This window comes from Nocardioides caricicola (assembly GCF_039541135.1).
In the GTDB taxonomy this organism is placed as follows: Bacteria; Actinomycetota; Actinomycetes; order Propionibacteriales; family Nocardioidaceae; genus Nocardioides; species Nocardioides caricicola.
The window spans coordinates 15,830-29,480 of the sequence record NZ_BAABFQ010000009.1 but is presented as its reverse complement, the minus strand read 5'-3'; the positions used below and the strand labels follow the sequence as shown (position 1 = coordinate 29,480).

At 70.6% G+C, this 13,651-nt stretch carries 12 protein-coding genes; all 12 read left to right on the top strand.

Annotated features, from left to right (window positions below; all coding sequences use genetic code 11):
* Window positions 1–4: 4 nt before the first annotated feature.
* Window positions 5–520, top strand: coding sequence for a hypothetical protein (locus ABD875_RS19835; protein WP_345181498.1), 516 nt, complete (start codon window positions 5–7; stop codon window positions 518–520).
* A gap of 157 nt (window positions 521–677) precedes the next feature.
* Window positions 678–4,319, top strand: a complete 3,642-nt coding sequence (locus ABD875_RS19830) for a nitrate reductase subunit alpha (RefSeq protein ID WP_345181496.1) — start codon at window positions 678–680, stop codon at window positions 4,317–4,319.
* Entirely contained in the window at window positions 4,319–6,004 is a 1,686-nt protein-coding gene (narH, locus tag ABD875_RS19825; protein WP_345181494.1) for a nitrate reductase subunit beta, read from the top strand. Before ABD875_RS19830 ends, narH begins: the two co-directional genes overlap by 1 nt.
* Window positions 6,001–6,606, top strand: a complete 606-nt coding sequence (gene narJ / locus ABD875_RS19820) for a nitrate reductase molybdenum cofactor assembly chaperone (protein WP_345181491.1) — start codon at window positions 6,001–6,003, stop codon at window positions 6,604–6,606. The genes narH and narJ overlap by 4 nt, the downstream gene beginning before the upstream one ends.
* A complete protein-coding gene (gene narI, locus ABD875_RS19815; RefSeq protein WP_379188347.1) occupies window positions 6,603–7,358 on the top strand; it encodes a respiratory nitrate reductase subunit gamma in 756 nt (251 codons plus the stop codon). Before narJ ends, narI begins: the two co-directional genes overlap by 4 nt.
* Entirely contained in the window at window positions 7,355–8,578 is a 1,224-nt protein-coding gene (locus tag ABD875_RS19810) for an MFS transporter (RefSeq protein WP_345181489.1), read from the top strand. Before narI ends, ABD875_RS19810 begins: the two co-directional genes overlap by 4 nt.
* 33 nt (window positions 8,579–8,611) lie before the next feature.
* Entirely contained in the window at window positions 8,612–8,932 is a 321-nt protein-coding gene (locus ABD875_RS19805) for a hypothetical protein (RefSeq protein WP_345181486.1), read from the top strand.
* 84 nt (window positions 8,933–9,016) lie between these two features.
* The gene (locus ABD875_RS19800) at window positions 9,017–10,972 is read left to right on the top strand and encodes a clostripain-related cysteine peptidase (RefSeq protein ID WP_345181484.1); all 1,956 of its coding nucleotides are present in this window, start codon (window positions 9,017–9,019) and stop codon (window positions 10,970–10,972) included.
* The gene (locus ABD875_RS19795) at window positions 10,969–11,367 is read left to right on the top strand and encodes a hypothetical protein (RefSeq protein ID WP_345181481.1); all 399 of its coding nucleotides are present in this window, start codon (window positions 10,969–10,971) and stop codon (window positions 11,365–11,367) included. Before ABD875_RS19800 ends, ABD875_RS19795 begins: the two co-directional genes overlap by 4 nt.
* Before the next feature lie 17 nt (window positions 11,368–11,384).
* Window positions 11,385–11,618 carry an SHOCT domain-containing protein gene (locus ABD875_RS19790; RefSeq protein WP_345181479.1) on the top strand — a complete coding sequence of 78 codons (234 nt, stop codon included), beginning with the start codon at window positions 11,385–11,387 and terminating at the stop codon, window positions 11,616–11,618.
* On the top strand, window positions 11,615–12,013 hold the full coding sequence (locus ABD875_RS19785) for a DUF6325 family protein (RefSeq protein WP_345181477.1): 399 nt from the start codon (window positions 11,615–11,617) through the stop codon (window positions 12,011–12,013). Before ABD875_RS19790 ends, ABD875_RS19785 begins: the two co-directional genes overlap by 4 nt.
* Window positions 12,014–12,088: 75 nt before the next feature.
* Entirely contained in the window at window positions 12,089–13,486 is a 1,398-nt protein-coding gene (locus ABD875_RS19780) for a M15 family metallopeptidase (RefSeq protein WP_345181475.1), read from the top strand.
* Window positions 13,487–13,651: the final 165 nt, after the last annotated feature.

The following is a 13,651-nucleotide window of genomic DNA, read 5'->3' as shown; positions in this document are numbered from 1 at the left end:
GACCATGGACATTCGACTCGGGACCAAGAACCTGTCTGCTCTGCTCCTCGTGGGCGCCGTCGCGCTGACGCTGAGCTCGTGCGGCGCACCTGCGCACGCGACCGCCGTCGCCGACAACGAGAACCCGCGGCTCATCGTCTACGCCGGCGGTGAGTCGCCGGGCGTCGAGGTGCAGGAGCGAGCCGACGCCAAGGACCTGCGCGGTGCGCCCAGGGCGTTCAAGCGCTTCATCGGGAACAAGGCGCAGCGCCTCACCGACCGCTCGAGCTGCACCGACGGCTACGTCGGGGTGACCGTCGAGCGGGTGCGCACCGACGGCTACTCCGTCGGCGGCGTCAACGACTGCGGTGGCTACCGGGCGCTGTGGGCCGAGGTGGACGGCCGGTGGACGGAGATCGCCGGCTCGCAGGACGTCTGGAACTGCGGGGTGCTGAAGCGGAACGTCGTGCCGAGCAGCATCGCGGGCAACCGGTGCTACGACATCCGGGCGCAGCGGGTCCGGCACTACCACCAGCGCTGAGGGGGCCAGGCGCGATAGTCCCTAACGTTTTGGTCGGCGACACGCCGTACGGGGCAGCCAAGACGTGAGGGACTATCGCCCCCGCCTCCGGACCGGTCACGCCCCGGAGGACCTTGGTCCCTTTACATCCCGGTAACACGGTCCCTAGGTTGACTGCATGTCTCGGACCAATGGGGTGGACGGGCCTGGGAGCGATGCGCTCCTCAAGGCGGGGCGGTTCTTCACGAGATGGGACGAGACCGACGACGGTCGCGCGGTGTTCCGCGAGGGCGGCCGCGCGGGCGACGTCTTCTACCGCGACCGGTGGAGCCACGACAAGGTCGTCCGGTCCACGCACGGCGTGAACTGCACGGGCTCCTGCTCGTGGAAGGTCTACGTCAAGGACGGGATCATCACGTGGGAGTCGCAGCAGACCGACTACCCGAGCGTGGGCCCGGACCGCCCCGAGTACGAGCCCCGCGGCTGTCCGCGTGGTGCGGCGTTCTCCTGGTACACCTACTCGCCGACCCGGGTGCGCTACCCCTATGCGCGCGGCGTTCTCGTCGAGATGTTCCGCGAGGCGCGCGAGCGGCTCGGTGACCCGGTCGCCGCCTGGGCCGAGATCGTCGGCGACCCGGAGAAGCGCCGGAAGTACCAGCGGGCGCGCGGCAAGGGCGGCCTGGTCCGCGTCAGCTGGCGCGACGCGGTCGACATGATCGCCGCCGCGCACGTGCACACCATCAAGACCCACGGCCCGGACCGGTGCACCGGCTTCTCGCCGATTCCGGCCATGTCGATGGTCAGCCACTGCGTCGGCACCCGCTTCATCCAGCTCATCGGCGGCGTGATGACGTCGTTCTACGACTGGTACGCCGACCTGCCGGTCGCCAGCCCGCAGGTGTTCGGCGACCAGACCGACGTCCCCGAGTCCGGCGACTGGTGGGACTCGACGTACCTGATGATGTGGGGGTCGAACGTCCCGGTCACGCGGACGCCGGACGCCCACTGGATGGCCGAGGTGCGCTACCGCGGGACCAAGGTCGTGACGGTCAGCCCCGACTACGCCGACAACACGAAGTTCGCCGACGAGTGGATGCCGGCCCAGGCCGGCACCGACGCGGCGCTCGCGATGGCGATGGGGCACGTCATCCTCAAGGAGTTCCTGGTCGAGAAGCGCACGCCGTTCTTCGTCGACTACATCCGCCAGTACACCGACCTGCCGTTCCTCATCCGGCTCGAGGACCACGAGGACGGGCTGGTGCCCGGCAAGTTCCTCACCGCCCAGGACCTCGCCGGAGAAGGGCAGAGCGCCGCCGACGAGGACGCGTGGAAGACCGTGCTCATCGACGGCGCCACCGGTCAGCCGGTCGTGCCCAACGGCTCGATGGGCTTCCGCTACGCCGAGTCCGGCAAGGGGAGGTGGAACCTCGACCTCGAGGGCGTCAGCCCCACCCTCACCCTCGCCGGCGCCGAGGCCGAGAACGTCGAGGTGCTGCTGCCGGCGTTCACCGAGGCCGACGGCTCCGGCTCCGTGCTGCGCCGCGGCGTGCCGACCCGGACGGTCGGCGGCCACCGCGTCACCACCGTGTTCGACCTGATGCTCGCGCAGTACGGCGTGGGCCGCGCGGGACTCCCGGGGGAGTGGCCCACCGGGTACGACGACGCGAGCACGCCGTACACCCCCGCGTGGCAGGCGGAGCGGACCAGCGTCCCAGCCGAGCAGTGCATCCGGATCGCCCGCGAGTTCGCGCGCAACGCCGAGGAGTCGGGCGGCCGCTCGATGATCATCATGGGCGCCGGCATCTGCCAGTGGTTCCACGGTGACGCGACGTACCGCGCGATCCTGTCGCTGCTGATCCTCACCGGCTCGATGGGCCGCAACGGCGGCGGTTGGGCGCACTACGTCGGGCAGGAGAAGTGCCGCCCGATCACCGGCTGGATCTCGCTCGCCAACGGCCTGGACTGGAGCCGGCCGCCGCGCACGATGACCGGGACGTCGTTCTGGTACATGCACACCGGGCAGTGGCGCACCGACGGGTACTCCGCCGACTCGCTGAGCTCGCCGCTCGCGCGCGGCCACCTCAAGGACCTGCACACCGCCGACGTGATCGCCCAGTCGGCCGCGAAGGGCTGGATGCCGTTCTACCCGCAGTTCGACAAGAACTCGCTCGACGTCGGGGCCGAGGCGGCGAAGACCGACGACCCGGCGCAGTACGTCAAGGACTCCCTCGCCGACGGCAGCCTGAAGCCCGCGATCGCCGACATCGACGCGCCGGAGTCCTGGCCGCGCACCCTGGTGCTGTGGCGGTCCAACCTCTTCGGCTCGAGCGCCAAGGGCAACGAGTACTTCCTCAGGAACCTGCTCGGCACTCACTCCAACGTGCTCGGCAGCGAGAACCCCGCCACGCCTCGGCCGCAGGGCGTCGCCTGGCACGAGGACCCGCCGGAGGGAAAGCTCGACCTCCTCGTCTCCGCGGACTTCCGGATGACCTCGACGACGCTGCTGTCGGACGTCGTCCTTCCGGCCGCGACCTGGTACGAGAAGCACGACCTGTCGTCGACCGACATGCACCCGTTCGTGCACGCGTTCAGCCCGGCGATCGACCCGCCGTGGGAGTCGCGCACGGACTTCGAGGCGTTCCACGCGATCGCGCAGCGACTGTCGGAGCTGGCCGAGGACCACCTCGGCACCCGCACGGACCTGGTGTCGGTGCCGTTGATGCACGACACCCCGGCCGAGACGCCGAAAGACCCCTACAACACGACGCCGGCGTACCACGTGGTCGAGCGCGACTACACCGCGATCGCCGAGAAGCTCGCCTCCGTCGGCCCGCTCGCCGACAAGCTCGGCTTCACGGTCAAGAACGTCACGTACGACCTGAAGGAGCAGGTCGCCGCGCTCGCCGGCACCAACGGCGTGATGTCCCACGGCGCGGGGGCCGGGCGGCCCGCGATCGACACCGACAAGAAGATGGCCGAGGCGATCCTCCGCTTCTCCGGCACGACGAACGGCGCGCTCGCCGTGCAGGGCTTCAAGACGCTCGAGGAGCGGGTGGGCAAGAAGCTGCACGACCTCGCCGAGGGTTCGGAGGAGAAGCGGATCAGCTTCGCCGACACCCAGCTCGCACCGGTGCCGGTCATCACCTCGCCGGAGTGGTCGGGCTCGGAGACGGGCGGACGGCGCTACGCGCCGTTCACCGTGAACATCGAGCGGCTCAAGCCCTTCCACACGCTGACCGGCCGGATGCACTTCTACCTCGACCACGACTGGATGACCGACGTCGGCGAGGCCCTGCCGACGTACCGACCACCGCTGGACATGCAACGGCTGTTCGGGGAGCCGGCGCTCGGCCCGGACGGGCTCGAGATCACCGTGCGCTACCTGACGCCGCACTCCAAGTGGTCGATCCACTCGGAGTACCAGGACAACCTGTTCATGCTCTCGCTGTCGCGAGGTGGCCCGACGGTCTGGATGAGCCCGCAGGACGCCGCCGCGATCGAGGTCCGCGACAACGAGTGGGTCGAGGCCACCAACGCGAACGGCGTGCTGGTGGCACGGGCGATCGTCAGCCACAAGATGCCGGCGGGCGTCGTGTACGTCTACCACGCGCAGGAGCGCACGATCGACGTGCCGAAGTCCGAGGCCACCGGCCGCCGCGGCGGCATCCACAACTCGGTGACCCGGCTGCTGGTGAAGCCCACGCACCTCATCGGCGGCTACGCCCAGCTGTCCTACACGTTCAACTACCTCGGCCCCACCGGCAACCAGCGCGACATGGTCACCACCATCCGTCGCCGCTCGCAGGAGGTGACCTACTGATGCGCGTCATGGCCCAGATGGGCATGGTGATGAACCTCGACAAGTGCATCGGGTGCCACACCTGCTCGGTGACGTGCAAGCAGGCGTGGACCAACCGCGCCGGCACCGAGTACGTCTGGTTCAACAACGTCGAGACCCGGCCCGGCCAGGGCTACCCGCGCCGCTACGAGGACCAGGAGCAGTGGAAGGGCGGCTGGGAGGTCAACAAGCGCGGGCGGCTGCAGCTCAAGACCGGTGGCCGTCTCAAGCGGCTGCTGTCGATCTTCGCCAGCCCCGTCCAGCCGGAGCTCAAGGACTACTACGAGCCGTGGACCTACGACTACAAGACCTTGATCGAGGCGCCGCTCGGTGACGACTTCCCGGTCGCCCGGCCGAAGTCGCTGATCACCGGTGAGGACACCCAGGTCACCTGGTCGGCGAACTGGGACGACAACCTCGGCGGCGCCTCGGAGATGGGTCACCTCGACCCGATCGTCGAGCGGATCCGCAAGGAGTCCGAGGACAAGATCAAGTTCGAGCTCGAGCAGACGTTCATGTTCTACCTGCCGCGGATCTGCGAGCACTGCCTCAACCCGTCGTGCATGGCGTCCTGCCCGTCGGGTGCGATCTACAAGCGCGAGGAGGACGGCATCGTCCTCGTCGACCAGGACCGCTGCCGCGGCTGGCGCCAGTGCATCACCGGCTGCCCGTACAAGAAGATCTACTTCAACCACAAGTCCGGCAAGGCCGAGAAGTGCACGTTCTGCTACCCGCGCATCGAGGTCGGCATCCCCACGGTCTGCGCCGAGACGTGCGTCGGCCGGCTGCGCTACCTCGGGCTGTTCCTGTACGACGCCGACGCAGTCACGGCGGCCGCGTCGGTGCCGGACGAGAAGGACCTCTACGAGGCGCAGATGGACCTGCTGCTCGACCCCGAGGACCCGGCGGTCATCGCCGCCGCCCGCGAGCAGGGCATCCCGGAGGACTGGCTGGACGCCGCCCGGCGATCGCCGGTCTACGCGCTGGCGAAGAAGTACCGCGTCGCGCTGCCGCTCCACCCGGAGTACCGCACGATGCCGATGGTCTGGTACGTCCCGCCGCTCTCGCCGATCGTCGACCTGCTCTCCAAGCAGGGCCACGACGCCGAGGACCAGGGCGTGCTGTTCGGCGCGATCGAGGCGCTGCGGATCCCGTCGGAGTACCTCGCCGAGCTCTTCACCGCCGGTGACACCGACGTGATCGACGGCGTGCTCCGCAAGCTCGCCGCGATGCGCTCCTACATGCGCGGCATCAACCTCGGCCGCGACCCCGACGAGTCCATCCCGGAGTCCGTCGGCATGACCGCGGAGTCGATGTACGAGATGTACCGGCTGATGGCGATCGCCAAGTACGACGAGCGCTACGTGATCCCGAAGGCGCACGTCGAGGACGCCCACGAGCTCGAGGAGATCGGCTGCTCGCTCGACTACGAGGACGGTCCGGGCATGTACGACTCCGGCCCGTTCGGTGAGGCCAGCGGACGTCCGGTGCCGGTCGCGGTGGAGAACTTCCACGCGCTCAAGCAGCGCCAGACCTCGGACGAGCCGGCCGGCAACGAGGACCTGCGCGGGCGCGTCAACCTGCTGAACTGGGACGGCAACGGCACCCCACCCGGGCTGTTCCCCGCCCCCAAGGGTCCCGCCACGCGTGAGGAGCCGACGTCGTGAGGACGCGGGTCGTGCGCCAGGTGGCGTCGTACCTCCTGGCCTACCCGGACCAGCGCCTGCTGGACCAGGTGCCGGTGCTGCGCGCGGCGCTCGCCGAGCAGGGGGTGACCTCCCTGGACGCGTTCCTCGACGAGCTCGAGGCCACGCCGCTGCGCGAGCTCGAGCGGCGCTACGTCGACGTGTTCGACCTGTCCAAGCGGCACGCGCTGTACCTGTCGTACTGGACCGACGGGGACACCCGGCGCCGTGGCGAGGTGCTCGCGGGGTTCAAGGCGGCCTACCGCGCCAGCGGGTTCCTCGTCGACACGTCGGGCGAGCTGCCCGACTACCTGCCGATGGTGCTGGAGTTCGCCGCGGTCGCCGACCCGGTCGCCGGCGAGGAGCTGCTGCGCCAGTACCGCCCCAGCCTCGAGCTGCTGCGGATCGGGCTGGAGGAGGACAAGACGCCGTACGCCGGCGTGGTCGCCGCGGTCTGCGCGACGCTGCCGGGGCCGTCGCCCAAGGACCGGGCCGCGGTGCAGGCGATGGTCGACAGCTCGCCGCCGACCGAGACCGTCGGGCTCGAGCTCGTCCAGCTGGGACCGATCGGGGGATACCGATGAACGTGCTGCTCTGGGGCGTGCTGCCCTACCTGGTGCTCGCGACGCTGGTGCTCGGCACCATCTGGCGCTACCGCTACGACAAGTTCGGATGGACCACGCGCTCCTCGCAGCTCTACGAGTCGCGACTGCTGCGGATCGGCTCCCCGCTGTTCCACTTCGGGATCCTGATGGTCTTCATCGGCCACGTCGGCGGCCTGGTGATCCCGGAGGACTGGACCGAGAAGGTCGGCATCTCCGAGAGCCTCTACCACTTCAACGCGCTGCTCTTCGGCGGCATCGCGGGCGTGTGCACGCTCGCCGGGATCCTCATCCTGATCGTCCGGCGCCGCAGGACCGGCCCGGTCTTCATGGCGACGACCACCAACGACAAGGTGATGTACGTGCTGCTGGTCGGCGCGATCACGCTCGGCCTGTGGACCACGCTGGTCTCCGTCGGCGCCGGCCACGAGGCCCACAACTACCGCGAGACCGTGTCTCCGTGGTTCCGCTCGCTGTTCGTCCTGCAGCCCGACGTCGACGCCATGGCCGCGGCGCCGATCCAGTTCCACGTGCACGTGCTCGTCGCGATGCTGCTGTTCGCCGCGTGGCCGTTCACCCGCCTCGTCCACGCCTTCACCGCGCCGGTGCACTACCTGTTCCGGCCCTACATCGTCTACCGGAGCCGGGACGCCCGGACCCCGGCGCCCACCGGCCGTCCGCGCGCGGGCTGGAGCCCGGTCGGCACGCCCGATCGAGACAGGAGTCCCCGATGAGTGACACCGCCGTCACCCCCGAGCTCAAGGCCGGCCAGACCAAGAACCTCGCGCTGGCCACCCTCGCCTTCGCGATCAGCTTCTGGGCCTGGAACATGATCGCGCCGCTGGGCGTGCGCTACACCGAGCAGCTCGGGCTGACGTCGGGGGAGAAGTCACTGCTGGTCGCGATCCCGGTGCTGGTCGGCTCGCTCGGGCGGATCCTCGCGGGCGCGCTGACCGACAAGTTCGGTGGCCGGCTGATGTTCACCGTGCTGCTGCTCGCGACCGCGCCGTTCGTCCTGCTCGTCGCGTTCGCGGGCAACCAGGACTCCTACGGGCTGCTGCTGCTCTTCGGCTTCTTCCTCGGCATCGGCGGCACCACGTTCGCCGTCGGGATCCCGTTCGTGAACGCGTGGTTCACCGCGGACCGGCGCGGCTTCGCGACGGGTGTCTTCGGAGCCGGCATGGGCGGCACCGCACTGTCGTCGTTCTTCACGCCGCGGTTCGTGAACTGGTTCGGGTACGGCGTCACGCACCTGATCATCGCGATCGCCCTGGTCGTGGTCGCGTTCATCGTCTGGTCGCTGATGCAGGACTCGCCGGCCTGGTCACCGAACCCGGACCCGTTCGTGCCGAAGCTGGCGGCCGCCCTCAAGCTGCCGATCACCTGGCAGATGTCGTTCCTGTACGCCGTGGCGTTCGGCGGGTTCGTCGCCTTCTCGACCTACCTCCCGACCTACCTGAAGGACGTGTATGAGTTCGATCTCACCCAGGCCGGCACCCGGACCGCGGGCTTCGCGATCGCTGCGGTCATCTGCCGCCCGATCGGCGGCGTGCTCTCCGACAAGGTCGGACCCCGCGTGGTCGCCGCGGTCGCCTTCGCCGGCGCCGCGGTGATGGCCGTCGTGGTGGCGCTGCAGCCGGCACCCGAGGTCCCCGCCGGCCTGACGTTCGTCGTGATGGCGGCCTTCCTCGGCCTCGGCACGGGCGGCGTCTTCGCCTGGGTCGCGGCTGCGGCGCCCAAGGAGCGGGTCGGCAGCGTCAGCGGCATCGTCGGCGCGGCCGGTGGTCTCGGCGGCTTCTTCCCGCCGCTGGTGATGGGCGCGACGTACAACGAGGAGGACCACAGCTACACGATCGGTCTGGCGCTGCTGTGCGTCACCGCGATCGGGGCGCTGCTGTTCACGCTCTTCGGGATCAAGAAGAAGGCCCCCGTCGCCCGGGACGTTCGTCCCTAGCAGGGCCGGAGCGCGGTCTGGCGTCATGGAGGCATGACCACACGACCGACCGACATCACCGACCTGTACCTCGCGCCCGTCGCGCTGCGGATCGACCGCCAGCTCGCCGAGCTCGCACCCATGTCCGAGGACGGCATCCTGATCTGGATCGCGCTGGCGACCGACCACCAGCCGGGCACGTTGGAGGAGCGACGCATCCTCACGCTGCGCGCGCTGCAGCACGAGGTCGACACCCACCAGTGGGAGCTGCAGCACGACCCGCGCGGGATCCGGCTCAGCCACGGCGGCCACGCTCTGGTGCTGGGCATCCCGGACTCGCTGCGCGCGTTCCTGGACGGGACGAGCGCGACCTGAGGACTTCGCCGTGTGACGTCCGACCCATCTAGGCCGGTCAGCCATTCGGCTCCGGGTGTGGTCGGGCGCCCCTAGTGTGCGAGCGTGCCTACTGTTCCCACGCGTCTCACGAGTGTCGTGGCCGCGACCTCCGTCCTGCTCCTGCTTGCCGCCTGCAGCGGGGGAGGGAGCGACGACTCGTCGGACAGCTCGGGCGACCCCGGCCACACCGGCCGGGAGGGCGACGGGTGGACGGTGCTCCACTACTCGATGGGCGACACCAACCTCGAGCCGTTCATGGTCGGCGACGTGAACGAGCTCGGTGAGGTGGGCTCCAACGACAACCTCCACATCCGCGAGTTCATGGACCGCTCCGCGGAGTACGGCGAGGACCCGCTGCTCGACCAGGGCGACTGGGTCGGCGGCCGGACCCTCGACCTCGGCGAGCCGGGCACGAGCGAAGTCGTCGAGGACTTCGGCGACATCGACTCCGCGGACCCCGCGGTGCTGGCGCAGTTCATCGCCGACGGCATCGAGGCCAACCGCGCCGGGCACTACGCCCTGATCATCTCCGACCACGGCGCCTCGTGGCCGGGCATCGGCCCGGACGAAGGCACCGCCGACTACAACGTGCTCGACCTGGCCGAGATCACCGAGGCCATCTCCACCGGTCTCGAGGAGGTGGGCGTCGACAAGCTGGACCTGCTCGGCTTCGACGCGTGCCTGATGGCCAACTACGAGGTGGCCAGCGCCGTGGCGCCGTACGCCGACCGGCTGGTCGCGTCTCAGGAGCTCGAGCCCGGCCACGGTTGGGACTACACCACCCTGCAGCTGCTCGCCGACGACCCGGACGCCACCGCCGACGAGCTGGGCGAGGCCCTGATCGACGGCTTCGAGGGTCAGGCCGTCGAGTGGGGCACGGAGGACTCGATCACGCTCTCGATGGTCGACCTGACCAAGATGGACGACGTCGACGAGGCCGTCGAGGCGTTCGCCGACACGATGAGCTCGGAGTCCGGCGACGTGGCCGCCGCGGTCGGCCAGTCCGAGGCCACCACCCTCGGCTTCGGCAAGAGCCCGGACGAGACCCAGGACAAGCACCTGCGCGACCTCGGCCTGCTGGCCGCGGCGATCGGTGATGCCGCTCCCGAGGTCGCCGACCAGGCGGAGGCGGTCGTGTCCGCGCTCGACGAGGCCGTCCTCGACTCCGTCGACGGTGCCGCCACCGCCGGCGCCACCGGGCTCTCGATCTACATCCCGCCGGTCCCCGACCTCGCGGACCCGGCGTACGTCGACGTCTCGAGCTCGGGCGACTGGGCCGACTTTCTCGACGCCTACTACGGCGCCGGCGAGGCGATCCCGGCCGACGAGCAGGCGCAGTTCACCGAGGTCAACGCGGGGCCGGAGGTCGTCTTCGAGGACGACGGCAGCGTCACGCTCAACAACACGTTCGACCCCGCCGGTCTCGACAACATCACCGAGGCGACGATCAGCTACGCCTTCGTCAACGACGATGGCTCGATCACCTACTTCGGCGAGGAGATCGCCGACTTCGAGGTCGGCGACGACGGTGTCCCGACGGCGTCGGGCAACTACGACCTGACCGCGATGGAGATCAGCGACGGCGAGGACTTCGCCACCGCCTACGTCGAGCTCGACCTGAGCGAGGACCTCAGCACGGCGTTCTTCGACGTCCCGATGACCTACTACGCGTCGACCGACCCGGAGACGCCGCAGGATGCGCTGCTCTCGCTGGTGCTGGACATCGAGGCCGGCCAGTTCGAGAGCGAGACGATCTACATCTACAACGAGGAGTCGGGCGGCTACGGCGAGCTCGCGCCCGACCCGGAGGGCATCATCGTGCCCGACGTCCTGACCATCACCGCGGACGGCGAGCAGGTGTGGGAGCCGACCACGGACGTCGGTCTGTACTCCGACATCCCCAGCCTGACCTACGACTTCGTCCCGGTCGAGTCGGGCACGACGCTCCAGGTCGACCTCTCGATCTACGACTTCGGTGGCAACGTCAGCACCGTGGGCTCGTACGTCGAGGTCCCGTGATCGCCCGCGCGGCCGTGGGGTCGCTGGTCCGGACGGTCGTCCTCGTGGCGGTGGTCGCGATCTACGTCGCGGTCCTGAACGAGAGCGACTCGACCGACCCGCTGAGCGCGGGACTGCTGGCGTTCCTCATCCTGGTCTCGATCGCGTTCGTGTGGGCCCTGGTCGACGGCGTCCGGCGCGGCCTCGTCGCGGCCCTGGTCGGCTGGCTGCTCACCTCGGTGCTCGCGGGCGTCGCGATCCCGGCCACGCTGTCGGTGGTCAACGACGCCGACCTCGGCGTCTCGGACGCCGTCTTCTTCGCGATCCTGCTGGCCGTGCCCGCATTCGGAGGGCTGCTCATCGGCGGCCTGGTGCACCGGACCCGCGACCACGACGGGTCCGTCGCCGCCGGCTGATGCGGCATGCTGGGCCCATGGTGGTCCTCGTGCCCAGGCAGGTCCGGATGACCGGGATGACCGGCAACGTGCCGTACTACGGCGGCCGGTTCACCCCGGCGCAGGCGTACGCCGCGTCCCACCCGCCGCCGCCCCCGCCGGCACCTGCGCGGCCGAGCACGGCGTCGCTGAACGCGCTCGCCGACCTGCTCGCCGACGGGGTCATCACCCCGGCCGAGTACGACGACCTGCGCGCCAGGCTGGAGCCGTGACCGCTCCGGTCCAGGTGCTCGTCGTCGGCTTCGACGAGCCGTCGTTCTCCGGCGAGGTCCTGGCCGAGCTGGAGCGGCTGCGCGAGCAGGGCGTGGTCCGGCTCCTCGACGTGCTGCTGGTGCAGCGCGGCGAGGACGGGACGTTCGACACCCTCGAGCCGCCACCCGGGAGCGACCCCGGTCTCGGGCGGTTCGCCGCGCAGGTCCTGGGCGGGGGTGACGGTGCGCCGGACGACGGGTCCTGGTCGCTCGCCGACTCCGTGCCGCCGGGGACGATGGCCGCGATCGCGCTCCTGGAGCACCTGTGGGCCGAGCCGCTGGTCGGCGCGATCCGACGCGCGGGCGGCCGCCCGCTCGACGAGCGCTGGTTGCCGCCCGAGCTGCTGCCAGACTGATTGGTCGGCTGTGCGATCGGTGGCGACCTCCCCCGGTGGGGGTTCGGATCACCACCGTTGGGCACACTTGCGGCCATGTCGCTCGGGAACCGACTGCTCCTGCTGGTCTCAGTCGTCGCACTGGTCGTCGGCGTGCTCGGCAGCACCGCCTCCGCGCAGGTCGCGCGTGCCACGCCGACCGAGGTCACGATCGGCGCGCCGGCGGCGTTCGCCGGCGAGCAGACGACGCTGCGGATCGGTCTCGCCGACCCGCAGGGCGCCCCCGTGGCGGGCGCTGCGGTGACGGTCGAGCGGCGGGCCGGCGACACGTGGGAGGTGGTCGCGACCGTCACCACCGACGAGACCGGCCGTGCCGCCCAGCCCGTGACGCTCGAGCGCCGGCGCGAGCGCAACCTCTTCCGGGCGACGTACGCCGGCGACGCCGACCACGACCCCGGCGCCGCGCAGGAGCGGGTCGCGCTGAAGCGCCGCGCGAGCGTCGTACGGCTGGGTGGACCCGGGAAGGTGAAGGACGGCAGGGCCGTCGAGATCACCGTGCGCTGGGTGACCCAGGGCGGCGAGCCCGTCGCCGGGCGGGTCAAGGTCTTCCGCTCGATCGCGGGTGGTCGCTGGCGGCTGGACCGCGTCGTCAAGACGGGGGCCGACGGCCGCGCGGCGTTCCGGACCACCCCGCGCGCGGACTCGCGCTGGTTCGCCCGCGCGCCCCGGCTGGACTGGGTGGTCGGTGACAAGAGCGGGGTCCACCGCATCGACAACCGGCCGCCGGGGGTCCCGGTCAAGCTGCCGGCGGCGGCACCGCGCCCGCGGATCAAGCTCCCGCCCCAGGCGCGCGGCACCGGCCGGGGAGCCAACGTGCGGATCACGCGGATCCCAAGCCGTGTGTGGCGGGACATGACCGGTGTCTCCTGGCGCCAGGGCTGCCCGGTGGGCCGCGCCGGGCTGCGGCTGGTCCGGGTCAACTACTGGGACTATCAGGGCTACGTACGTCGCGGCGAGGTCGTCGCCGCCGCCTCCGCGGCGGGCCCGATGGGCGCGGCGCTCGCCGAGATGTTCGAGAAGAAGCTGCCGATCCGGGCGATGTACCGCGTCGACCGGTTCGGCTGGGGACACCGCTCGCGCGGTGGTGACGACTACGCGTCGATGTCGGCCGGCAACACCTCGGCGTTCAACTGCCGCGACGTGACCGGCCGTCCGGGGGTCCGCTCGCCGCACAGCTACGGGCGCTCGCTCGACATCAACACCTGGGAGAACCCCTACCGCTCCGCGCAGGGCGTCGTCCCGAACACCTGGTGGCAGAGCCGCTCGCACCCCCGCGTCGCGTGGCGCTCGCGGTCCCACCCGGTGGTGGAAGTGATGGCGCGGCACGGCTTCCGCTGGACCTACGGCACCGGCGACACCCAGCACTTCGACTACGTCGGCAGCTACAGCCGGGCCGCGGTCGCGCCGCGGGCGTGCGACCGCTACTGCGACTAGCGGGTCCGTCGCTCGTGGCGGTCTGACGGGGCTTCACGTGGTGTCGGCGTGCGTCGCAGTTTCACCATGTGATGCAGGCGCGCCTGCACTTCCCACGGCGTGCAGGCCATGGGAAGTGCAGGCTCACCCACGTACCATGGTGAACCGGCAGCACCCCCCCCACCC